Here is a 22,036-nt window from a genome sequence, read left to right on the forward strand (position 1 = left end):
GGCCGTGCACTTCCAGCGCCTCAGGCTCGCGGGCTTCAAGTCCTTCGTCGATCCGACCGAGTTCCGGATCGAACCTGGACTCACGGGCATCGTCGGGCCGAACGGCTGCGGGAAGTCGAACCTGCTGGAGGCGCTCCGCTGGGTGATGGGCGCCAATTCCGCCAAGGCGATGCGCGCCGGCGGCATGGACGACGTGATCTTCGCCGGCTCGGGGAATCGGCCGGGCCGCAACCACGCCGAGGTCTCGCTCACCATAGACAACGCCGACCACCGCGCGCCGGCGGCCTTCAACGATCACCCGGTGATCGAGGTTGTGCGGCGCATCGATCGCGGGGCGGGCTCGACGTACAAGATCAACGGCCGCGAGGTCCGCGCCCGCGACGTGCAGCTGCTGTTCGCCGACGCGTCGACCGGGTCGAACTCTCCGGCGCTGGTCCGCCAGGGGCAGATCTCCGAGCTCATCGCGGCCAAGCCTCAGAACCGCCGGCTGATCCTGGAAGAGGCGGCGGGCGTTTCGGGCCTGCATTCGCGCCGGCATGAGGCCGAGCTGCGGCTGCGCGCCGCCGAGACCAACCTCACGCGCCTGGACGATGTGGCCCAGGAGCTGGAGACCAACCTTGGCCGGCTGAAGCGCGAGGCGCGGCAGGCCGAGCGATACAAGAAGCTGTCGGCCGAGATCCGGGCGCTGCAGGGCGCGGTGCTGGTGGCCAAATGGAACGAGGCGAGGGCCGCCGCGGAGAACCTGCGCGTGGAGGCCAACGCGGCGATCCGGGCGGTCGAGGAGACGGCGCGCGCCGCCGCTGCGGCCACCACGCGCGCCGCCGAAGCCGAGGCGGCGCTGAAGCCCCTGCGCGAAGCCGAGACGGTGGCGGCCGCCATCCTGCACAAGCTGGCCATCGACAAGGACCGGCTCGACCGCGAGGAAGAGGCCCACGCCGCCGAACTCGCCCGCCTGACCGGCGACGTCGAACGGATCGACGCCGACCGGGCCCGCGAGGCCCATATCACCGAGGACGCCGAGGTCGCGCTGAAACGCCTGGCCGACGACCTGGAGGCGCTGCAGGGTCAGATCGCCGCCGCGCCTGAACGGGGACCGGAACTTGAAGCCGCAGCTCGCGCCGCCGAGGCCGCCCGCGCTGCAGCCGACGCCGAGGTGGAGCGTCTGGCCGGCGAGCTGGCGGCGCAGGAAGCCCAGCGCCGCGCCGCGCAGGCCCGGGTCGAGGAGGCTCAGACCCGTGTGGCTCGCACGCGGCGCGCCCTGGATCAGGCGAAACATGAGCGCGCGGCTCTTGGTCCGGCGCTGAACCCGCAGGCGCAGGCCGCAAAGACCGCTCTGGACGAAGCCGAGGCCGCGCTCGCCGCCGCCCGCGCCGCGCTTGACGCCGCCGAGGACGAGCGTGCGAAGGCGACCGAGGCCGAGGTCGCCGCGCGCGAGATCGCCCGCAAACAGGAAGAACAATTGGGTCGCCTGACAGCCGAGGCCCGCGCCCTGGCGGGGCTGGTGGCCCAGGCCAAGCGGGGCGGCTTCGCGCCGGCGCTGGATTCGGTCGCGCCCGACCGGGGCTACGAGGCGGCCCTGGCCGCCGCGTTTGGCGACGATCTGGATGCTTCGCTCGACCCTGCAGCGCCCGCCCACTGGGGTGGTCGCGAGGCGCCCGCGCCCAGGTGGCCCGAGGGCGTGACCCCGCTGGGGCCCCTGGTGAAGGTTCCGGGCCCCCTGGCTGCTCGTCTGTCCTATGTGGGGCTGGTGGACCGCGCCGACGGCGACCGTCTGCAAGAGCAGCTGACCCCTGGGGCTCGCCTGGTCTCCAAGCAAGGCGACCTTTGGCGCTGGGACGGCTTCACCGCGCGCGCCGAAGCGCCGAAGCCGGCCGCGATCCGTCTGGAACAGAAGACACGCCTCGCGGAAGTCGAAGCCGAGATCGAGGGGCTGGAACCCAAGGCGAAGGCCGCCCGCGAGGTCGCCACCGCCGCGATGGCCCGCGTCCGCGCCGCGGACGAGACCCTGCGCGCCGCGCGCCGCGAGCCGCCCGCTCTCGAGCAGCGCGCGGCCCAGGCCCGCGCCGCGCTGGAGCGGTTCGACCGCGAGGCCGCTCTGAAAGAGGCGCGTGCGGCTTCGCTGGACGACCTCATCGGCCGCTTCGAGGCCGAGCTCGCAGAGCACGAAGGCCAGCTGGCCGTTGTGATGGCGGAGGCTGGCGGCGAGACCCAGGGCAGCGACCTGACCGAGCGCCTCTCTGCAGCGCGCGCCGCGGCGGGGCCCGCCCGTGAGGCCGCCGCGCAGGCGCGATCGGCCTACGAAATGGAGATCCGTGAGCGCGACGGTCGCGCCCGCCGTCTCGAGACCCTGACCCGCGAACACGAGGACTGGACCCGTCGCGCCGGCGCCGCGCTGAAGCGTGTTGGCCAGCTGGACGACGCCCGCGCCAAGGCTCATGCCGCGCTGGCTGCGGCCCAGGATGCGCCGTCCACCCTTGAGACCCGCAAGATTGCGCTGCTCGACGAACTCGCCGCCGCCGAGGCGCGTCGCACCAGGACATCGGACGCCCTGGCCGCCGCCGAGCGGGAGCGCGCCGACGCCGACCGTGGTCTGCGCGCCACCGAGGCCGCGGCCTCCGAAGCCCGCGAGCTGCGGGCCAGCTTCGCGGCCCATTCCGAGGCCGCCGCCCAGCGACTCCAGGAGGTCTCTGCCAATATCCGAGAGGCCGCCCGGGTCGAGCCCGAAACATTGGCGAAGCAGCTTGCCGACGAGGCCGTGGCGATCCCTGCGGACGCCGACGGGATGGAGGCCCACCTCTTCAACCTCGAACGCCAGCGCGAGGGAATCGGTCCGGTGAACCTGCGGGCCGAGGAAGAGGCCGGCGAGCTGGCCGGGCGTCTCGAGACCATGAACGTCGAGCGCACTGACCTGTCCGGCGCCATCGCGCGCCTGCGTCAGGGGATCGACGAACTGAACCACGAGGGCCGCGAGCGGCTGACGGCGGCCTTCGGCGTCATCAACGAGCACTTCAAGACGCTGTTCGAGACCTTGTTCCAGGGCGGTCAGGCCGAACTGCGGCTCGTCGAGTCGGACGATCCTCTTGAAGCCGGCCTCGAAATCTATGCCTGCCCGCCGGGCAAGCGCATGGCCACCATGAGCCTGATGAGCGGCGGCGAGCAGGCGCTGACCGCCTCGGCGCTGATCTTCGCCGTGTTCCTGGCTCAGCCGGCGCCCATCTGCGTACTGGACGAGGTTGACGCCCCTCTCGACGACGCCAACGTCGACCGCTTCTGCAACATGGTCGACGAGATGTGCCGCCGCACCGAGACGCGCTTCATCGTCATCACCCACAACCCGGTGACCATGGCGCGGACCGATCGGCTGTTCGGCGTGACCATGGCCGAGCGCGGCGTCTCGCAACTGGTCTCGGTTGACCTTAGGCAAGCCGAGGCGATGGCGGCCCAGTAGCCGCGGAAGGCTCTGGACGCACCGTCGCGCCTCTCAAAATCATTCGAAATTTCAAAAGGTTATGAGGGTTGCAACGAGCCTTGACGCACTGCACACGGCTCTATAGGTTCCGCGCGACCTGAAGCCCCCGCCGTGGCGGCGACGTGGCGGTCGTAAGGCCTTCCCACGAATGCGCCGGAAGAACGAGCCGACCGCCGAGGCCAAAAGCCTCGACCAACGGCTCGCTGCGGCAGAGGCGGCGCAGGCCCGACATCAGAGCGGCGACGCTCACCGGGCCATGGCGCAGGGTTACCGCTTCCTCGGGGAAGTGGTGGGTGGGGTTTTCATGGGAGCGGCCCTGGGCTGGCTCGCGGATCGCTTCATCACCCCGGAGCCGCTGGGTCTGGTTATCGGACTGCTGGCGGGCTCGGGACTTTCCATCTTCGTCGCGGTGCGAACCGCGGCGCGGACGACAAATTCAGCGGCGGAGAAGGCGGGGCCCAAGCCCGGCGTTCCGGCCGACGACGAGGACTAGAGGACGTACATGGCGGACGCGCCGAAGATCGATCCGATGCACCAGTTCCTGATCCAGAAGATCTGGGACGGTCCGGTCTTCCAGATCGGTGGACTGACGTTCGACATGTCGATCACCAATTCGGTGGTGGCCATGTTCGTGGGCGCCGCGGCCATGGTTCTGTTCTTCGCGCTGAGCGCCAAGGGCCAGGTGGTTCCGAACCGCGCCCAGGCCGCCGCCGAAGGCCTCTATAACATCGTCGACCGCGTACTGGTGACGCCGATCATCGGCCACCATGGCCGCCCCTACATCCCGTATCTCTTCACGCTGTTCTGCACGATCTTCGTGCTCAACCTGATGGGCGTCGTGCTCTCGGTGGGCAGCCTCGCCGGCCAGACCTGGACCTTCACGGTCACCTCGCAGCTGGCGATCACCGCGACGCTCGCGGTCCTCACGTTCGGCAGCGTCGTGCTGCTGGGCTTCATCAAGCACGGCCCCAAGTTCCTGACGCTGTTCTGGGTGCCCGGCATGGGCGTCGCGGGCGGCGCCGCGATGGTCGTGATCGAGCTGATCTCCTACATGGTGCGCCCCGTCACCCTGGCCATGCGTCTGTTCGGCAACATGCTGGGCGGCCACGTGGTACTGAGCCTGTTCGGCTCGTTCGTCGTGGCGCTGGGCCTGACGGCTATGTCGGGCGGCCTCTCCACGCTGCTCTTCATTCCGAGCGCGCTCTCCTTCGCGATGATCGTGGGCCTGACCGGCCTCGAGCTGATTGTTGCGCTGCTGCAGGCTTTCGTCTTCACGGCGCTGGCCACCGTCTACCTCAACGAGGTCGTGAACTTCGGTCACGGCCACTAACCCAACCCAACTATCCCTCAAGAGGACTACTGATATGGAAGCTGAAGCCGCGAAGCTGATCGGCGCTGGCCTTGCCACCTCGGGCATGATCGGGGCCGGTGTCGGCCTGGGCAGCCTGTTCGGCAACTACCTGCAGGCCGCGATCCGCAACCCGTCGGCCGCCGCCTCGCAGCAGACGATGCTGTTCCTGGGCATGGCGCTGACCGAAACGATGGGCCTGTTCAGCTTCGTCGTCTCGCTGATCATCCTGTTCGGCTAAATCGACTAGAGGACGCAGGCGCGCCCCATGGCGATGCAGACTGAAGACCACGCGGCGCCTGCGGACCACGCAGCGCCCGCCGCGCCGGGCCACGAGGCCGGAGCCGCCGGCGCCCATGAGGGCACGGCGGCAGCGGGCGAGCATGCCGAAGGCGGGCTTCCGCAGTTCGACTTCGCCCAGTGGCCCGGCCAGATCCTCTGGTTCCTGATCATCTTCTTCGGGCTGATGCTCTTCGTCCGTTTCTTTGCGGCTCCGAAGGTCGGCGGCACGATCGAGGCGCGTGAAGGCAAGATCGCGGGCGACATCGCCGAGGCTCGCCGGCTGAAGGACGAGGCCGACGCGCAAGCGCAGGCCGCGGCCGCCGAGGCCGCTCAGGCGCGCGCGGCGGCCCAGAAGGTCGGCGCCGAAGCCCGGGCCAAGGCCCAGGCCGAACTCGCCGCCCGCTTGGCTGAGGAAGAGGCCAAGCTCGCCGCTACTGGCGCCGAAGCCGAAGCCCGCATCGCCAAAGCGCGTGAGGCGGCCATGACCAACGTCTCCGGGATCGCCTCCGACACCGCCAAGGCGATCGTCGAGAAGCTGACCGGCAAGGCCGCGACCGCCGCCGAGCTTTCGGCCGCGGCGAAGGGATAAAGAATGGCGCTTCTCCTCGACTCCCACTTCTGGGTGGCGATCGCGTTCCTGGTGTTCTTGGGCGTGCTCGTCTTCGCCGGCGTCCACAAGCTGGTCTGGAAGGCGCTCGGCGACGCCGGCGCCAAGGTCCAGGCCCAGCTCGACGAGGCCGACGCCCTGCGCAACGAGGCCCAGGCCCTGCTCGCGCAGGTGAAGGCCCAGAAGGAAGCCTCCGACAAGCTGGCGGCCGAGATTCTCGCCAACGCCAAGGAAGAGGCCCAGCGCCTCCAGGCCGACGCGCAGGTCAAGCTCGCCGAACAGCTCCAGCGCCGCGCTCAGATGGCTGAGCGCAAGATCGCCCAGGCCGAGGCGCAAGCCGAAGCTGAGGTGCGCGCCGCGGCGGCTGACCTGGCCGCGACGATGGCCGAGCAAGTGTTGATTGGGCGCCTCGCCGCGACCAAGACCGATCCGCTGATCGACAAGGCGATCGGCCAGCTGGCGGGCAAGCTCCAGTAGCTTAGAGATCGGGTCGTCGCGTACTCCTGCACCCGGAGATGGCGACCCAAAGGTCGGACGCGCGGCGTTGGGGAACGTCCGCGCGTCAGTGACCTGTCCACGGACCCCACAACCGCCTGATCAGCCGCGGCGCTCGACCTGGGGAAGATGCGCCACTCCGGACTGTTCCCGGCCGTTGTGGGGTTCGTGGACGCTTCCCCGGCCCACAGCACGAGGCACCGTTGCGCCGCGGCCTTGGCAGGCATCGTCCTGGCATGGATGCGCCGCGCGCAGGGCGCCGCGTCGCGAGATCCAGACGAAGCCCGCGAGCCTGAGCAGCGTTGTGAGCTGGCGCTACCGCTTCCGGAACGAGCGGCGGACGTTCTTCACGAACCGAATGCGGCGCGGCAGCAGGATCCGTTCCACGCGCAGGGTCTGGTGGTAGAAAATCGGCATGAACTCGGGGTCGCGGCGCAGCAGGCGCCGGATCGGCGACAGCATCCGGGGATGCGCCCGATGCAGCTTCACGAACTGGCGGCGCGCCTTGAACGAGTTGCGCAGGACGATCATCAGGCCGACCACGATCACGGGGATTCCACCGGGACCCGGCAGGGGCGCGATCAGGACACCGGCAGCGATGATGGCGAAGCCAAGCAGCACCATGCCCGTCCGCTTGATGCGGATGGCAACTTCGCGCGCGAAGTCGTCCGTGGCGCGGTAGACGCGCAAAGAGGGCATGGCGAAAGACACTTGGATAGTCCTGGGGGGCGTGCGGCAGAGCGGGGAGGTCCCGCCGTCACAAGCCCCATATGCGTACGTAGCCGGGAATCGTAAAGACGCCGTGCCGTTAAATTTTGCTCACGCGCTGGTATTCGCCTGCTGATGGCAAAGGCGCCACACCTGCGCGGCCCGTGCGCCACGCCATCGTCACACGGCCGTCGTCAAAGCACCGTGCTATTGAAGCTTGGCCTTATGCGGCGGCGGCGGCTTCCTATTGATTCGCCGGGAATTCGGGGCGCCACGTCAGCTTCGGCTTCCGCGCCGCCAGAGTCTCGTCCAGCCGGCGCAGCGGGGCCAGATGCGGGGCGTTCTTGAAGCGCTCCACGTCGCCGAGCTTGGCCGTTGCGGCCAAAGACCGCAGGGCATGGCAGAAGCGGTCCAACTCGCGCTTGGACTCGGTCTCCGTCGGCTCGATCAACATCGCCCCATGAACAACCAGCGGGAAGTACATGGTCATCGGGTGGAAGCCCTCGTCGATCATGGCCTTCGCGAAGTCCAGGGTGGTGACGCCCGTGCCGTCCAGCCAGCTGTCGTCGAACAGGGCTTCGTGCATGCACGGGCCGTCGGGGAACGCCGGGGTCATGACGTCGGAAAGGCTGGCCTTGATGTAGTTGGCGTTCAGGACGGCGTCCTCGGCCACCTGGCGCAGGCCGTCGGCGCCGTGGCTGCGCATGTAGGCGTAGGCGCGGACGAACATGCCCATCTGGCCGTGGAAGGCGCTCATGCGGCCGAAGGCGCTGGCGGCCTCGTCCACGGCCTCCTCGACCAGGTGCAGGCCATCGGGCCCGGAGACCACCCAGGGGGCCGGCGCGAAGGCCGCCAGGGCCTGGGACAGCACCACCGGGCCCGCACCCGGCCCGCCGCCGCCGTGGGGCGTGGAGAAGGTCTTGTGCAGGTTGATGTGCATGGCGTCGACGCCGAGGTCGCCGGGCCGCACGCGGCCGACGATGGCGTTGAAGTTGGCTCCGTCGCAGTAAAAATAGGCTCCGGCGGCGTGGGTCAGGCGGCTGATGTCGAGGATGTCCCGCTCGAACAGGCCGCAGGTGTTGGGGTTCGTGACCATGATCGCGGCGACGTGGTCGCCGAGCTTGGCCTCGAGGTCGGCGAGGTCGACGCGGCCGTCGGGGGTCTGGGCGATTTCTGTTACGTTATAACCTACGAAGGCGGCGGTGGCGGGGTTGGTGCCGTGGGCCGAGGTGGGGACCAGGACCGTGCGGCGGTGGCCCTGGCCGGCGGCCTCGTGGGCGGCCTTGATGCAGAGCAGGCCGCAGAGCTCGCCGTGGGCGCCGGCCTTGGGCGACAGCGCGACGGCGGGCATGCCGGTCAGCGTCTTCAGCCAGTGCGACAGGCGGTCCATCAGTTCCAGCGCGCCCTGCGTCGCGCCGACGGGCGCCAGCGGGTGCAGGTCCGCGAAGCCGGCCATGCGGGCGGCTTTCTCGTTGAGGCGCGGGTTGTGCTTCATCGTGCATGAGCCCAGCGGATAGAGCGCCAGGTCGATGGCGTGGTTCTTCTGGGAGAGGCGCACGTAGTGGCGCATCGTCTCGGGCTCGGAGAGGCCGGGGAGCTCGAGGCCCGCGCGGGTCAGGCCGGCCAGGTCCGAGGCGTCGGCCTCAGGCTCGGGCAGGTCGACGCCGGTCTTCGTCCAGCCGTCGAGTTCGAAGATCAGCGGCTCGTCCTGGAGCAGGCCACGGCCGCCGGTCAGCGACTGGAAGCCGGCGGTCTCGGTCGAACCTTCGGGGCGGGTGGGGCGGCCAACGTTCTGCATGGTCATGATCAGGCGGCCTTCAGCGCGGCCGCGAGCGCGGCGATGTCTTCGGAGGTGGTGGTTTCGGTCGCGGCCAGCAGCAGGACGTCGTCCAGCCCGGCGTGCGGATCGAGGCGCGAGTAGGGGACCCCGGCGACGATGCCCTGGCCCAGCAGGTCGTCGACCAGCCTAGCGGCCGAGCCCTTCACCCGCACGGCGATCTCGTTGAAGAACCGGGGCGTCAGCACCTCGATCCCCGCGCCCTCGACGGCGGCCTTCAGCTCCCGCGCCTTGGCGTGGTTGATCCGCGCCAGCTGCTGCAGCCCCACGCCGCCCATCAGCGTCATGTGGATGGTGAAGGCCAGCGCGCAGAGGCCCGAGTTGGTGCAGATGTTGGACGTCGCCTTCTCGCGGCGGATGTGCTGCTCGCGGGTCGACAGCGTCAGCACGTAGCCGCGGCGGCCGTCGGCGTCGACGGTCTCGCCGCAGAGGCGGCCCGGCATCTGGCGGACCAGCTTTTCCTTGCACGCGAAGAGGCCGACGTAGGGGCCGCCGTAGTTCAGGGCGTTGCCGATCGACTGGCCCTCGGCCACGGCGATGTCGGCGCCCATCTCGCCCGGCGAGCGCAGCAGGCCGAACGACACGGCCTCGGTGGTGACCACGATCAGCAGGGCGCCCTTGGCGTGGGCCGCCTCGGCGATCTTCGAGACGTCGGTGACGACGCCGAAGATGTTGGGGGTCTGGACGACGACGCAGGCGGTCTGGTCGTCGATGGCGTCGATGACGGCGGCCTCGGCGTCGATGGCGGCCGGCAGGCGCACGATCTCCATGCCCTCGGCGTGGGCGATGGTCTGGGTGGTGGCGGCGTAGTGCGGGTGCAGGCCGCCCGACAGCACCGCCTTGCCGCGGCGGTTGACGCGCTTGGCCATCAGCACGGCTTCCGAACAGGCGGTCGAGCCGTCGTACATCGAGGCGTTGGCCACATCCATGCCGGTGAGCGCGGCCACCTGGGTCTGGAACTCGAACAGCACCTGCAGCGTGCCCTGGGCGATCTCGGGCTGGTAGGGCGTGTAGCTGGTGAGGAACTCCGACCGCTGGATGATGTGGTCGACGGTCGCCGGCACGTGGTGCTTGTAGGCGCCCGCCCCGCAGAAGAACGGCCCGGCGCCGGCCGGCCGGTTCATCGCCGCCAGCGCCGCCAGCTCGCGCTCCACCTCCAGCTCGCCCGCATGCGGCTGCAGGTCGACCGGGCCCGCCAGCCGCGCGGCCTGGGGCACATCGACGAACAGGCCGTCGATGTCGGGCGCGCCGATGACGGCCAGCATCTCGGCGCGATCGGATGGGGTGAGGGGCAGGTATCTCATGAGCTCAATCCGCTAGGTCCTGCGCGCCGCAGGCGCTGTATTGATTGACCACGAACCACACGAACGAGCTGTGCGGGCGGCAAGGCTGAGCCTGGCTGGAACGTGTTCGTGTGGTTCGTGTGGTTCGTGGTCAAATTTGATTGCGCTGCGCGCCGCTTACTGGGTGGCCAGGAAGGCGTCGTAGGCGGCGCGGTCCATGAGGGCTTCGTATTCGGACGGGTCCGAGAGCTTCACCTTGGCGAACCAGCCGCCGTTTTCCGGCGAGGCGTTGACGGTCTCGGGGGCCGAGCCCAGCTCGCCATTGGCCTCGATGACTTCGCCCGAGATCGGGGCGTAGACGTCGGAGGCGGCCTTGACGCTCTCGACCACGGCGAAGGCGTCGCCGGCCTTCACGGTCTTGCCCACCTCGGGCGTCTCGACGAACACCACGTCGCCCAGCTGCTCGGCGGCGTGGGCGGTGATGCCAACGGTGGCCACGTCGCCCTGCAGGACGACCCACTCGTGATCTTTCGTGAAGCGCATTTGGGTAACTCCCTCAGAGACGGTGCGCGCCGCAGGCGCTGTTTTGATGGTCCACGAACCACACGAACGGGCCCTGCCTGCCGCAAGGCTTCGACCCCTGAACCGAGAGTTCGTGTGGTTCGTGTGGTTCGTGGACAAAATTGATCGGCGCTGACGCGCCAGGAGTGCTCATCGCCTAGACCTTGCGCACGTAGCGGTGGGGGACGAAGGGGCTGGCGACGACTTCGGCGGACTGGGGTTTGCCGCGGACGATGACTTTCAGCTTGGTGCCGACCGCCTTGAAGGCCGGGGGCACGAAGGCGAGCGCGATGCCGGCCTTGAGGCAGGGGGAGTGGCCGCCCGAGGTGACCACGCCGACCACGTTTCCGGCCTCGTCGGCGACTTCGGCGCCCTCGCGGGCCGGGGCGCCTTCCAGCACGCGCAGGCAGACCTTGGCGCGGGTGGTCCCCTCGGCCAGTTCCTTGACGATGCGCGCCGCGCCCGGGAAGTCGCGCTGTTCGCGGCGGTTCTTGTTGATGGCGAAGGTGAGCCCTGCCTCGACCGGGCTGACGGTCTCGTCCAGGTCGTGGCCGTAGAGCGGCAGGCCCGCCTCCAGGCGCAGGCTGTCGCGGGCGCCCAGGCCGATCGGCTTCACGCGCTCATCGCTGAGCAGCAGGTTCCAGACGCGGACCGCCTCGGACGCCGGGACCGAGATCTCGTAGCCGTCCTCGCCGGTATAGCCCGAGCGCGAGATGATGAGGTCGGTCCCGAAGCCTGGCATGGCGCGGATGTCCATGAACACCATGTCGGCGGTCGCGGGCACATGGGCCTGGACGACGGCGGCCGCCTCGGGGCCCTGGATCGCCATCAGGGCGCGGTCTTCCAGGCGCTCGATCTCGACCTGGCCGGCCAGCTCGTCGTCGATGACCTTGAAGTCGTTGTCCTTGCAGGCGCCGTTGACGACGACGAACAGGCCGTCGGTGACGGCGCCGTCGGGGCCGGTCGGGCGGCCGGCCATCAGGTCGTCGATGATGCCGCCCTTCTTGTTCAGGAGGACGGAATACTTCTGCTTGCCGGGCTTCAGGCCGATGTAGTCGCCGGGGACCACCTCCTCGAAGGCCGACAGCGGCGAGACGCCCTTCAGGCGCGCCTGGCCCATGTGGCTGACGTCGAACAGGCCGGCGTGCTCGCGCGTCCACAGATGCTCGGCCATCACGCCCATCGGGTACTGGACGGGCATGGTGTAGCCGGCGAACGGCACCATGCGGGCGCCCAGCGCGATGTGCGCGTCGGTGAGGGGCGTGGTCTTCAGGGCGGTATCGGAAGTGGACAAGCGGGCGACCTCGGCTGACGATCCGGCGAGCGGCAGGACGGATGTCCTGACGTCGCGCGCCCCCGCTGTCCTTTGGGCCTGAGAGATTTCGGACGCGCCGTTGGTTGGCGGCGTCCCCTGCTCCTTCGGCGCCCCGCTAGGCCGTGCGGCGTCGCGAGAACTTTCCAGCGTTCATCAGCCCGTCGCGGTCCTTTTGCCTGAGCGTTTCCGGGGCGGTTGCGCCTTCGGCTCCCTGCGAAGTTCCGTCAGGAACGAAGCAGGGTCTCTCCCGCGAGAGTTGGGGGGGTTGTGCGGGAGGGGGGGTGGGGAGTCAACGGGGGAGGTGGAGGGTGGGGACTGAGCGAGTTCGAAACATGGCGCTGTTCCCGTCCTCTTGCTGGGTCAACGCCTAGCCTGCGCCGTCGCCTCATCGCTGCTCTGTTGAATCGTCGGACCTCGCGCAGCGAAGCCCTTGGTGACTGTAGAAGTGCCTATCCAGAAGAAGGCCACACTGCCTATGAGGCAGAAAGCGGCGGCGAGAGCTTCGACCCGGCCTTTCCGGGAAGGTGGCTCTCCGCGTTCGGCGCTCGCTAGGCCATAGGTCCCCGAAGTATTGAATCCGAACCAGAGAGCTATCGATGCCAGGATGGCGCAGAGTAGGCCAATGCAATAAAATCTGAGGCCAGATATAAGAAGAGGCAGCGAGAGGGATACTAGGCTCCCCTCCTTCAACGCTCCAACAAGAGTCAGTAGGGCCACAACGGCTCCCCCGTTAATGAGAACGAGAGATTTCAGCGCATCGAGCGCATGGCCTTGCGCGAACAAGTGCTTCTGATGCGCGAGCGCGCGCGCTTGTTCTATCCCTTCGCTTGTTCGCGTTTTGTCTTCACTGGACATTGACGGTCCTCTTTGAGCACGCAGGGCAAGGTTGTTGGGCACGATACACAACGTGCATTCTGTCTGCAGCGCGGTGGAAGCGGCCTTCCGCGAGCGGGTATTCCTCGCGATCTGTGCGCGAAGATTCAGGGGTACTAGGGCTCCTACACCCCGCGCCGTCGGCGCGGGGCGCACCCTGGGCGGCAAGGCTATTGGTCTTTGGAGTCGCTATGCAAATCCGCAAGCTTTTCAAGGTCCGAGAGCGCCGCAAGCATTTCGGTCCGCGTGGCCACGGACAGCGGCCGGTCTGCCAAACGATCCTTCAGCCGCTTTAGCTCCCCGATAACATCGTGCTCCACGGTGGCAGAGTCGTCAGAAAGCAAACTGCGCATGGCGTAGCGTGATCGGCTTATCGCAAGCTCGTCATCTATCCCCGCCGCCGATGTAGCTTTGCGGTCCACGATTAGCGCGATCGCGTTTGCGATATCCGCTACGCGAAGCGAACGGCTGATATCAGGCCACAGAGTCAATATCTTGCGGAACAGTCCGAAGAGCGTAGCCGACCCGGGGATAACCGTATTTACTACACCTTCGACTAGCCGTTCGGCCGCCCCAGCGCTAGATTTGACGCAAACCTCCAGGAGATGGTCACGACTTACCGTCGTCGTGTAATTCAAGACGCGTAAAGCGCTCAGATGGAGCTCGACGCTAGCTGACGCGTGGACAGCTTCCTCCCTCGCACATGAAGCAACTAAAAGAGCGTCGCTACGATCCCAGAGTTCAGCGGCGCTACGCCACAACGTGAAGTCTGCACTGAACTCGCTGCGGCGCGCTCCGGCGTGCACCACTAAGGTATTCAAATCGCTATCTGACAGCTTTGTATTTTTGAGAAGCAGGCGGGCCTTTGAGTCCGGATGTATCGCACTGGACCAGACGAGCATCACTCGATCTTGTTCCGACATATGCGGAACGCGATCCAGATAGGTCCTTACATTCTTGAAAGATGCGGTTGTCCATCGAGCGTAAATGGGTTCTAAACTATGACAGAATTGCATAAGTTCATTTACATGCTCGAATTCTTTATTCGAAGCGATTTGGCCAAGTACCGTTGGGCCTACTACTTTGTCTGCCCCAAATTCACAGATTAACAACTCGCCCAGCGCGGTAAGTCCGAAATTCCCTGCGTGATCGACAAATATGAGGTTCGACTGAAATAGAGATCTAACCGCTTTCTTAACGCTAAATCGCTCCGCCTTAGTGGTCTCGATCAACTTTGATTCTGAAACGACGTCATCCAAATATATGTGATGCATTATTTCGAATGAAAGCGGATCTCCGGCAAGTTTCATTCTGTATCGATTGAGCGCGCCAACCGTATCCATCACCTTCTCCCGGATACATAGAGAAGTTCTTGCAATCTCGCGACTTGATCGAGCGCATAATCAATAATGCAGTTCGGAAGATCGGATCTGTTATAAGTCTGTATCTTGCAAGATGCATTAGTTTGCGCGGCAACTAGAGATTGGGTAGAGTATCCGTCATCGAAGGCGTCGTCTACAAACCCAATCAACTTATGGGATATTCCTGGAATTCTCGCGAAATCATGAATTTCGGCGATAGCTCCGTAAGAACCTGGAATTGAGAATATCACATCGAAGGCCTCAGCTTGTGCAATCTGCTGCGCGAACAAGCTCCGATCCGAAGTGGCATCGTAAAGGTCCTCGCTAAACTCCGCATAGTGGCCGCGACCGCGCAACGCATCCCGCAACCCGAGCCTTGTTTGCGCAATTGGGTCTGTACCGCTTGGATTTGGTCCCCAGACCAGTGCCGCGATAGGTACCTCACTAATTCGTGCGAGCGCGTCTAAACGCTGCTTCTCTATCTGGGCTCGAAAGCTTGCGAGATCGATCGGCATCAGCGGGCTGCGGTGCAGGCGCAGGCGCTGCCGTCTTGAGTGCGGCACATGAAGCTAAATGTCACGGAGCCCCCGGAAAGCGGCATGGTAGAAGGCTAGATTTGCCTCTTGAGCGCGTAGCTGGCAAGGCCGCAACCTCAGAACGACGCTATGAGGAAGACGGTGACAGGAGCACCCATCCCCGATCCCAGCGGCCTCTTCGAGCCTTAAGTCCATCGCGGCCAGTTTGCCTTGGGGCTGAGCCGTCTCAAGGACGGCCCGCAGGGCCGCCGCGGGGCGGGCGCGCGGCGCGCGCTCCTTGACACGGCTCAGCCCCAAGGCTCGCATTCGACCATGGATTTAAGGGCGGGTGGCATCCCTGGGGGATGCCGGCGCCTGTGGGGTCGGAATGCATCGGCGGTTCATCGGCAGGGGGCTCATTTCGGCCATCGCGGTGGCCGCCTCGGCTTGTTCGGTCGAGCAGCCGGCCAGCAGCCAACAGATTGCGGCGATCGAGGTCTCGCTTCGCACACCGGCCGATCGCGCCGACCTCCTCGCCATGCTGCATCGTCACGCGCGGGCGGGCGGTCTCCACGTGGATGACGTGAGCGAGCGGTGGCGCAGGTTAGACACCAGCGACCACCCTCCGGCGGCGAGGGATGTGCTCACGAAGACCATCTATGTCGGCCTCTGGCGCGGCGTCGAAGACGACGACATGGAAGTGATGGTGGATGACGGCGGCCATCAGGGCCGACCCTGGCTGACGTTCCGGAGAGGCAAGCATCCTGAACTCGCGTCCAGAGTCCGGGTGGGCCTCCTGGCCGACATCAAACGTCGATGGCCGGATGCGCGGGATGTGCCGGTCATGCCGAACGGGGCCTTGCCCCTGGCAAACGACCTCGTCTGGACGGGCGGGGGCTACGCTGTGAAGGCTGAGCGCGTCGCGGGCTACGCGCGACGCGGGGACTGACCCCAAGGCTCGCATTCGACCATGGATTTAAGGGCGGGTGGCGTCCCTGGGGGATGCCGGCGCGTGGCGCCTGATGGGTGGCGGGCGGGCTCCGTCGCCGAAGCGCTGGTGGAGGGTAGGGCGTCGTGGAACTTCGGACAGACAGCGGCCAGCTGAAGGCGGGCGGGGCGTTCAAGCTGATCGCCACGGGCTACCTCCTGGGCGCTGGGGTGATCTTCATTCCAGCGTTTGTTGTCATGGGCCTTGTCGCCACGTTGGCCGGCGCGCCGATCGTCGTGAACGGCCAGGTTGTGGAGGGCGGCTTCGCCACGGTCGCCGGCCTGGCGCCGCTCTTTCTGCTGCCGGTCATCCTGGCGGGGCAGGCCATGGTCCTCAGCGGCATCATCGTGCTGGGCCTGTGGCTCTATACGCGCTGGCGGCCCATTCGAGTCACGGCGGGTGACGCGTCCGCGTAGGGACGAAGGGGGCGGCCGCCCGCCGTGGATGAGGCCAGAGATAGGGTGACAGGAGCACCATTCCCCCGCCAGCGCCGACCGGTCTCAGATCCCCTTCAGGGCCCGCAGCACCGCCTGGTCGCCACGTCCGGCGAGGTCGAGCGGCAGCTCGCCGATCAGCGCCGAGCTCAGCGCCTTGTTATAGTGGAGCCGCATCTCGCCCAACGTCCGCGGGGCGGCGATCACCACCAGCCGCGCGATCCGGCCCCCCAGCACCTCATGATTGAGCCAGCCGGTCACGGCGGCGGCGTGGGCGTCCTCGTCCAGCAGGTGGCCCGTCGGATTGCCCGAACTGGTGTAGTGCCGCGCGCCGGCGGACTTGTCGTCCTCGCGCAGGTGGGGCGTCGGCAGCGCCGCCAGCGCGGGCTCGGTCCCGCTACCCTGGTTGCGGTAGAGCTCGAACTTCGCGCCATCGACCACCGCGATGACGTCACCATGCGACAGGATCATTCCCACTCCTTGCGCGCCACCTCGCGGCGCGTCTCCGGAGGGTTGTGGCGCAAGGACGCGCCGGGCGGCTTGATCTGGCTCAAGGGGTCGGCTCACCCAAGCCGCGACTGAAGGAGGCGCGGGCGCACGATACCTATCTCCTGGGTTCGTAGCGCACCGGCCGCTCCCCCACCGGAGGTGAGGCGCGGCGGATGTGGATTGATCCGGGTCAAGGCCGGCGCGGCGAGCCTGTCGGACGCTCGCGTCTCGAACCCTGGACGCGAGCACGCCGCTGACCCCCACATCTCGCACCATCGCACGGATCGTTGGGCCGTCGGCGGTGGTGCTGGCGGCGACGGAGGCGTTCAACATGCCGATCTTCGCCGCGCAGACGGCGCCCGTGGTCTATCTGAACGGGACGCTGCTGTTCGTGGCGGGCGTGGCCATCGTGCAGGCGCACAACCGGTGGCGCTGGGGCTGGCCGTTGCTGGTGACGCTGAGCGGGTGGGGGATCCTGGCGGTGGGGCTGGTGCGGATGATCGCGCCTAGCGCGCCGCAGGCGAGCGCGGGGCCGGTCACGGACGTGGTGTTTGTCGCGCTGGTGGCGCTGGGGGTGGGGCTTTCGGTGCTGGGGTATCGGCGGGGCGGGGGCGCGTGAGGGGGCTCGTCCTGCCGGCGCGGCGCTCCGGGCGTGACTTCCCCACCCTGGCGGCTCACGCCGCCTGTCCCTCCCCACAAGGGGGAGGGAAGGGGGTGCAACCTCTGCCGTCGGGTGGCGTTTTGCGGCTGGAGGCTCGACACATGACCGCAATCACGAACGTCGCCCGGGCCGCGCGGCTCCTGTCGCTGGTGCTCTTCGACATCGTGCGGCCGAGCCGGCCGGAGTATCGGCTGCCGGCGCGTTGGTTGGGGTGAAGGGCTTGCCTCACCTCCCCCGCGAAGCGGCGGGAGGGGGACCGGCCGCCGAGCCCGGCCTTGGGCCGGGCGTAGAGCGGTTGGTGGAGGGGGCGGGCTTCAGGCTCTGCGGGATGATCTAGCTGATTTTGGCGCTGTGGGTGGGGCTCGCCCCCTCCACCACCCGCTCTTCGGCGGGTGGTCCCCCTCCCGCCGCCTTGCGGGGGAGGTAAGACGCGTCACCGTTGTGTTCGTCTTTCGTTCTTGCATTTTGCGCGCGAATTCGGTAGGGTTCTGTCAGGGTTGATCCGTGCGCCAGGGGTTTCTGGCCCGCGCGGGGTCCGCCTTTTCCCCTCCCCACTCCTGACATTGCGAGAGAGACCGATGGCTGATGATGGCATCGAGGGCGGCGTCGCGCGTGGGCGGCGGCGGTCGCGGACGCCTGTGCGGTATTCGAAGGCGCTGGAGGCGCGGCTGCTGGCGCGGCTGGCCGCGGGCGAGCTGTTGTACCGGATCGCGCAGGAGGCCGACATGCCGACGCCCGAGGCGGTGGCGAAGTGGGCGAGGGCGCGGCCGGGGTTCCGCGAGGCGCTGCTGAAGGCGCGGCGGGACGGGGGGCGGCCGGCGGGGACGAAGGGCCAGCCGTGCGGGCTGTGCGAGCCCGTGGCGGACGAGATCTTCGAGCGGCTGTGCGAGGGCGAGAGCCTGACGTCGATCGGGCGCGACCCGACGATGCCCAGCCTGTCGACCATCTTCCGGTGGCGGCGGGACTTCCCCGACTTCGACGCCGAGATGCGGGTGGGGATGCGGATCCGGGCCGAGGTGCTGGCCGACGGCGGCGATGACCTGGCGGCGGAGGCGACGCCGGAGACGGCGTTCCTGACCCAGGTGCGGCTGACCCACCTGCGCTGGCGGGTGGGGACGCTGGCGCCGTGGGAGTACCGCACGCGGCTGGTGGAGCCGCCGGCGGCGGCGCAGGGCAAGCCGGCCAAGCGGCTGCTGCTGCGGAAGTTCGAGGTGGAGGTGGATCCGGCGACGGGCCGGAAGGTGGTGGTGGCCTATTGCCCGAACCCCGACACGGGCGAGGTGGAGCGCGAGGACACGCCGGGCTGGCGCCAGGCGCCGAACAGCGCGGCGCTGCCCGGGGGGCGGCCGGGGTGGGACGAGTGGCCGGGGTCGGGGCGCTGAGGGGGCTTAGGGGCTCGTTCTGTGGGCGCTGGGCCTGGTCGTGACTTCCCCACCCTGACCGCTGCGCGGTCTGTCCCTCCCCATAAAGGGGAGGGAAAGGCTCAGTCTGCGTTGTCGTCGGCGGGGCGGGCGAAGCAGGACTGGCCGGCGCGGGTGAGGGCGGCGCAGGCGCGGGCGGCCTCGCCGGCGGTCTGGAAGCCGCCGAGGAGGGCGATGTAGACGGGCTGGTCGCCGACCTGGGTGGTCTGGGTGACGGCGGTGAGGCGGCGGCCGGCGGGCTCCAGCGCCTTGCGGGCGGCCTTGAGCGCGCGCTGGGCGCCGTCTTCCGAGGGGCCCTGGGCCAGCTGGACGACGAAGCCTGACGGGGCGGCGGCGAGGGGCGGCGCGGGCGGCTCGGCCCCCGGTTGCCACGGGAAGCAGTCCTGGCCGGCCTTGCGCAGGGTGTTGCAGGCGCTCTGGGCGGCGGCGAGGTCGGGGAAGCCGGCGAGGCGCGTCGTGTAGCGCGGGCCGGCGGGCATGGCGGTGATTTCGGTGGTGTCGGCCAGGTCCCGGGCCAGGGGACCCAGGGTCTTGCGCGCGGCCCTGAGCGCCCGCAGCGCGCCCTCCTGCGACGAGCCGCGGGCCAGCTGGAGGGCATAGCCCTTGGCGGCCGGCGGGGCGGCCGGCGGAGGCGCCTGTGGCGGGGGCGCGGCGGCCAGGGCGACGGGGGGCGGCGTGCGCGGCTGGCGCAGGGCCCAGACGAAGGCGGGATCGCAGGCGGCGGCCAGCAGGCGGGCGGCGGGCTGGTCGGCGGCGGGCGTGGTCCAGTCGGCGGCGGCCGGCTCGGACCGGGGCGAGCCCTTGCGGTTGCCGCGCGGGTAGGTGGCGGCGCGGATCTGGCGCAGGCGGCCGGCGGCGCAGTCGAACAGGATGTGGGCGTCCCACGACTGGAAGCCGCGGCTCGCGCCCCAGTCGGCGGCCAGCGGCTCGGCGCGGACCAGGGCGATCACCTCGCCGGCGGGGGTGCGGGCGCCCAGGGGCTCGAGGCTGTAGACGTGCTCGGGGCCGGGGATGACCACCTGGGCGGCGGGGATGTCGGTGTTGGCGGCGAGCCAGGCGGGGAGGTCGGCGGGCGCGGTGGCCAGGGCGGGGGTGGCGGCCAGGGCGAACGCGAGGGCCACGGCTCCGGTGCGGGGGGCTGGCTTGACCATGGCGCCAGGGTAGCGGCGTCGTGCTTAATCCGGCCCTAACCCTGGCGCGCGACGGCCCAGCTTTCGCCGCACGGCTCGCCGATCACGGGGCGGCCAGGGGAGATATGCCATGCGGAACTTGTGGGGGATCGTCGCGGCGGCGGCGCTCGTGTGGGCGGCGGGCCCGGCCAGCGCGCAGCGGCTGGAGGACCCGGAAGCCAACATCGTGGCCGAGCTGGTGGTGCAGGCCAGGGAGCCGGGGCCGGCCTGGTGGAAGGTCTCGGACGAGGACTCCACGGTCTACATCCTGGGCGTGGGCGAGGACCGGTTGCCGCCGGGCGTGACCTGGGACCGGCGGTTCGTGGACCGGCGGCTGAAGGGCGCCAACAGCCTGATCCTGGGCACGCGGGTGGGCCTGCGCGGCGGGTTCGGGGACATCCCGGCGCTGCTGCGGCTGCGCAAGCAGATGCGCTCGAAGACGCCGCTGGAAGCGAGCCTGCCCGAGCCGCTGCGGGCGCGGTTCGTGGCCCAGCGCACGCGGATCGGCCAGCCGGCCAGCAAGTACGCCAACTGGAAGCCGTTCCTGGCCGGGCTGCAGCTGCTGGGCGACGCGCAGGAGGGCCAGAAGGGCGCGACGGTCGTGGACACGGTGATCAAGACCGCCAAGCGCGAGAAGGCCAAGGTGGTGCAGCCGGCCAGCTACAAGGCGGTGCCGGTGCTGCAGCAGGCGATGGCGACGCTGACGCCGCAGGTGCACGAGCAGTGCCTGGACCTGGCGCTGCGCGACGCCGAGGCGCCGGCAAGCCGGTCGCGGGCGGCGGCTCAGGCCTGGGCGCGGGGCGACGTGGCCGTCGCGCTGACCGAGCCGCGCAGCTTCGAGAAGTGCCTGCTGCTGCTGGGCGGCGGCGCCGACCTGTGGCGCCGCGTGGTGAAGGACAATGCGACCGCCATCGCGACGGCGCTGCAGAAGCCCGGCCACTCCGTGGCCATCGTCAGCCTGCGCCCGCTGCTGGCCGAGGGCGGAGTGATCCAGCAGCTGGAGGCGCGAGGGCTCGAGGTCGAGGGCGGCGGCCGGTGAGCGCCGACGACCGCCGCGGCGCTAGATCAGCATGGCGTCCGGGGAGGACTCGGGCGGCGACCCGGGCGGTGGCCCGGTCTCGAGCGGCGCGCGGAAGCGTCCGCGCAGCAGGCGCGTGATGCGTCGGGAGAGCTGCTGCTCAGTGTAGGGCTTGGTGAGATAGTCCCAGGCGCCCAGGACGACGGCGCGGCGCACGTCGCGCTCTGCGTGGCGGGCGGAGAGCACCAGGATCGGAATGCCGGCGACCGCGGGTATCCCCTGGATCTGCTTCAGCACCTCGAAGCCGTCCATCCCCGGGAGACTGAGGTCGAGGACGAGGGCGTGGATCAGGAAGTTGGAGAGGCGGACGATGGCTTCGGGCCCATCGCGGGCGGTGATCACGCCGTGGCCGGCGGCCTTCAGCTGATCGGCGACCAGCTCGCGCATGCTGGGGTCGTCCTCGACGATGAGGATGGTCTTGCCGGACATGCCCCTGCAGATCGCTGATTCGCGGGCGATGGTCGCGGCGGCGCCTACCTGATTTGAGCGCCCCGCCGGCGGGCGCCCCCGACCTAGCGACCCACCAGGGCGACCGCCCGCCTGGCGGCGGCGTCGTAGTAGAACAGCGCCTGCTCGGCGAACTGCTTGTCCTCGCCGGCCTTCGTGACCCGCAGGTAGGTGGCGTAGTGGCCGTAGGCGTTGCGGCAGTGGCTGTCGCGGTCGTTGATCGCGGGGCTGTAGCGGAAGGTCGTGTAGTTCTCGAGCGTGTAGCCGGCGCAGGCGGCCTTTGGGGTGAGCCAGTCGAGGCGGCCGTGCTCGCGCATCAGCCGCTCGGCGACGTTCTTGTCGGGGTCTGTCGAGACGGGGGCGGGCGCGTCGAGCTTGCCGTAGACGCCGTCGCGGACCTGTTTCTCCAGGTCGTCGGCCGACTTCACCATGCTGGCGTAGGCGTCGGGCGGGAGGCTGGACTTCAGCTTCTCGGCGTTGGCGCGCATCGCGCGGGCCGAATCCAGCATCTGCTGGGCGGCGCTCTGCGCCAGCGCGGCGGTGGGGGCAGCGGCAAGGGCGGCGATGGTCAAAGCGAGAATGGGGGCGAGGTGCAGGGCGCGCATCGTGGGGTCGGCTCCGGGCAGGGGTCGTGAACCGACATGTACGGCGGATGCGGGGATTCGGACGAGGGCGGTTGCGCCTGTCGCGCGCCG

22 protein-coding genes and 1 riboswitch are annotated in these 22,036 nt (G+C 68.9%); of the genes, 11 read left to right on the forward strand and 11 right to left on the reverse strand.

What is annotated here, in order from left to right; translation table 11 throughout:
* Nucleotides 1–4 precede the first annotated feature (4 nt).
* From EPN98_RS19050 to EPN98_RS19075, 6 genes are all read left to right on the forward strand, one after another.
* A complete protein-coding gene (locus EPN98_RS19050; protein ID WP_293364505.1) occupies nucleotides 5–3,448 on the forward strand; it encodes an AAA family ATPase in 3,444 nt (1,147 codons plus the stop codon).
* A 169-nt stretch (nucleotides 3,449–3,617) separates the two neighbouring features.
* Complete coding sequence (locus tag EPN98_RS19055; RefSeq protein ID WP_293364506.1) at nucleotides 3,618–3,962, forward strand: AtpZ/AtpI family protein; 345 nt, start codon at nucleotides 3,618–3,620, stop codon at nucleotides 3,960–3,962.
* A gap of 9 nt (nucleotides 3,963–3,971) precedes the next feature.
* Complete coding sequence (locus EPN98_RS19060; RefSeq protein WP_293364507.1) at nucleotides 3,972–4,799, forward strand: F0F1 ATP synthase subunit A; 828 nt, start codon at nucleotides 3,972–3,974, stop codon at nucleotides 4,797–4,799.
* Nucleotides 4,800–4,833: 34 nt separating this feature from the next.
* Nucleotides 4,834–5,058: a F0F1 ATP synthase subunit C gene (locus EPN98_RS19065; protein WP_293364508.1), complete on the forward strand. Its 225-nt coding sequence runs from the start codon at nucleotides 4,834–4,836 to the stop codon at nucleotides 5,056–5,058.
* Between the two features lie 27 nt (nucleotides 5,059–5,085).
* Complete coding sequence (locus EPN98_RS19070) at nucleotides 5,086–5,688, forward strand: hypothetical protein (protein WP_293364509.1); 603 nt, start codon at nucleotides 5,086–5,088, stop codon at nucleotides 5,686–5,688.
* 3 nt (nucleotides 5,689–5,691) lie between these two features.
* Entirely contained in the window at nucleotides 5,692–6,183 is a 492-nt protein-coding gene (locus tag EPN98_RS19075; RefSeq protein ID WP_293364510.1) for an ATP F0F1 synthase subunit B, read from the forward strand.
* A gap of 333 nt (nucleotides 6,184–6,516) precedes the next feature.
* Here EPN98_RS19075 and EPN98_RS19080 read toward each other — a convergent pair whose 3' ends face one another.
* The 7 genes from EPN98_RS19080 to EPN98_RS19110 all read right to left on the reverse strand — a co-directional run bounded on the left by EPN98_RS19080 (nucleotide 6,517) and on the right by EPN98_RS19110 (nucleotide 14,654).
* On the reverse strand, nucleotides 6,517–6,900 hold the full coding sequence (locus EPN98_RS19080; protein WP_293364511.1) for a PGPGW domain-containing protein: 384 nt from the start codon (nucleotides 6,898–6,900) through the stop codon (nucleotides 6,517–6,519).
* Between the two features lie 253 nt (nucleotides 6,901–7,153).
* Nucleotides 7,154–8,713 carry an aminomethyl-transferring glycine dehydrogenase subunit GcvPB gene (gcvPB, locus tag EPN98_RS19085; protein ID WP_293364512.1) on the reverse strand — a complete coding sequence of 520 codons (1,560 nt, stop codon included), beginning with the start codon at nucleotides 8,711–8,713 and terminating at the stop codon, nucleotides 7,154–7,156.
* 2 nt (nucleotides 8,714–8,715) lie between these two features.
* Nucleotides 8,716–10,050, reverse strand: a complete 1,335-nt coding sequence (gene gcvPA, locus EPN98_RS19090) for an aminomethyl-transferring glycine dehydrogenase subunit GcvPA (RefSeq protein ID WP_293364513.1) — start codon at nucleotides 10,048–10,050, stop codon at nucleotides 8,716–8,718.
* A gap of 156 nt (nucleotides 10,051–10,206) precedes the next feature.
* Nucleotides 10,207–10,572 (reverse strand): glycine cleavage system protein GcvH, encoded by a 366-nt coding sequence (gcvH, locus tag EPN98_RS19095; RefSeq protein WP_293364514.1) that lies wholly within the window; start codon nucleotides 10,570–10,572, stop codon nucleotides 10,207–10,209.
* 175 nt (nucleotides 10,573–10,747) lie between these two features.
* Nucleotides 10,748–11,884: a glycine cleavage system aminomethyltransferase GcvT gene (gcvT, locus tag EPN98_RS19100; protein WP_293364515.1), complete on the reverse strand. Its 1,137-nt coding sequence runs from the start codon at nucleotides 11,882–11,884 to the stop codon at nucleotides 10,748–10,750.
* A 175-nt stretch (nucleotides 11,885–12,059) separates the two neighbouring features.
* Nucleotides 12,060–12,165: riboswitch (glycine riboswitch) on the reverse strand.
* 783 nt (nucleotides 12,166–12,948) lie between these two features.
* Nucleotides 12,949–14,121, reverse strand: a complete 1,173-nt coding sequence (locus tag EPN98_RS19105; RefSeq protein WP_293364516.1) for a hypothetical protein — start codon at nucleotides 14,119–14,121, stop codon at nucleotides 12,949–12,951.
* Nucleotides 14,121–14,654 (reverse strand): hypothetical protein, encoded by a 534-nt coding sequence (locus EPN98_RS19110; RefSeq protein WP_293364517.1) that lies wholly within the window; start codon nucleotides 14,652–14,654, stop codon nucleotides 14,121–14,123. The genes EPN98_RS19105 and EPN98_RS19110 overlap by 1 nt, the downstream gene beginning before the upstream one ends.
* Before the next feature lie 388 nt (nucleotides 14,655–15,042).
* Between EPN98_RS19110 and EPN98_RS19115 the strand changes: the two genes are divergently transcribed.
* Together EPN98_RS19115 and EPN98_RS19120 are read left to right on the forward strand one after the other, a co-directional pair.
* On the forward strand, nucleotides 15,043–15,603 hold the full coding sequence (locus tag EPN98_RS19115; protein ID WP_293364518.1) for a hypothetical protein: 561 nt from the start codon (nucleotides 15,043–15,045) through the stop codon (nucleotides 15,601–15,603).
* Between the two features lie 125 nt (nucleotides 15,604–15,728).
* Nucleotides 15,729–16,058: a hypothetical protein gene (locus tag EPN98_RS19120; protein ID WP_293364519.1), complete on the forward strand. Its 330-nt coding sequence runs from the start codon at nucleotides 15,729–15,731 to the stop codon at nucleotides 16,056–16,058.
* A gap of 84 nt (nucleotides 16,059–16,142) precedes the next feature.
* Here the strand turns inward: EPN98_RS19120 and EPN98_RS19125 are convergent, their stop codons facing one another.
* Nucleotides 16,143–16,547, reverse strand: coding sequence for a host attachment protein (locus EPN98_RS19125; protein WP_293364520.1), 405 nt, complete (start codon nucleotides 16,545–16,547; stop codon nucleotides 16,143–16,145).
* A gap of 349 nt (nucleotides 16,548–16,896) precedes the next feature.
* On the opposite strand from EPN98_RS19125, the gene EPN98_RS19130 reads away from it, so the two are divergent.
* Together EPN98_RS19130 and EPN98_RS19135 are read left to right on the forward strand one after the other, a co-directional pair.
* Nucleotides 16,897–17,184: a hypothetical protein gene (locus EPN98_RS19130; RefSeq protein WP_293364521.1), complete on the forward strand. Its 288-nt coding sequence runs from the start codon at nucleotides 16,897–16,899 to the stop codon at nucleotides 17,182–17,184.
* Nucleotides 17,185–17,804: 620 nt separating this feature from the next.
* Nucleotides 17,805–18,608, forward strand: coding sequence for a hypothetical protein (locus tag EPN98_RS19135; protein ID WP_293364522.1), 804 nt, complete (start codon nucleotides 17,805–17,807; stop codon nucleotides 18,606–18,608).
* Nucleotides 18,609–18,709: 101 nt separating this feature from the next.
* On the opposite strand, the gene EPN98_RS19140 is transcribed toward EPN98_RS19135, so the two are convergent.
* Nucleotides 18,710–19,798: a surface-adhesin E family protein gene (locus tag EPN98_RS19140; protein ID WP_293364523.1), complete on the reverse strand. Its 1,089-nt coding sequence runs from the start codon at nucleotides 19,796–19,798 to the stop codon at nucleotides 18,710–18,712.
* Nucleotides 19,799–19,907: 109 nt separating this feature from the next.
* Between EPN98_RS19140 and EPN98_RS19145 the strand changes: the two genes are divergently transcribed.
* Nucleotides 19,908–20,855, forward strand: a complete 948-nt coding sequence (locus EPN98_RS19145; protein WP_293364524.1) for a TraB/GumN family protein — start codon at nucleotides 19,908–19,910, stop codon at nucleotides 20,853–20,855.
* Nucleotides 20,856–20,876: 21 nt separating this feature from the next.
* Here EPN98_RS19145 and EPN98_RS19150 read toward each other — a convergent pair whose 3' ends face one another.
* Both EPN98_RS19150 and EPN98_RS19155 read right to left on the reverse strand, forming a co-directional pair.
* Entirely contained in the window at nucleotides 20,877–21,323 is a 447-nt protein-coding gene (locus EPN98_RS19150; RefSeq protein ID WP_293364525.1) for a response regulator, read from the reverse strand.
* An 83-nt stretch (nucleotides 21,324–21,406) separates the two neighbouring features.
* The gene (locus EPN98_RS19155; RefSeq protein ID WP_293364526.1) at nucleotides 21,407–21,946 is read right to left on the reverse strand and encodes a hypothetical protein; all 540 of its coding nucleotides are present in this window, start codon (nucleotides 21,944–21,946) and stop codon (nucleotides 21,407–21,409) included.
* Nucleotides 21,947–22,036 lie beyond the last annotated feature (90 nt).

Origin of the sequence: Phenylobacterium sp. (assembly GCF_004299445.1) — a bacterium.
GTDB lineage: Bacteria > Pseudomonadota > Alphaproteobacteria > Caulobacterales > Caulobacteraceae > Phenylobacterium.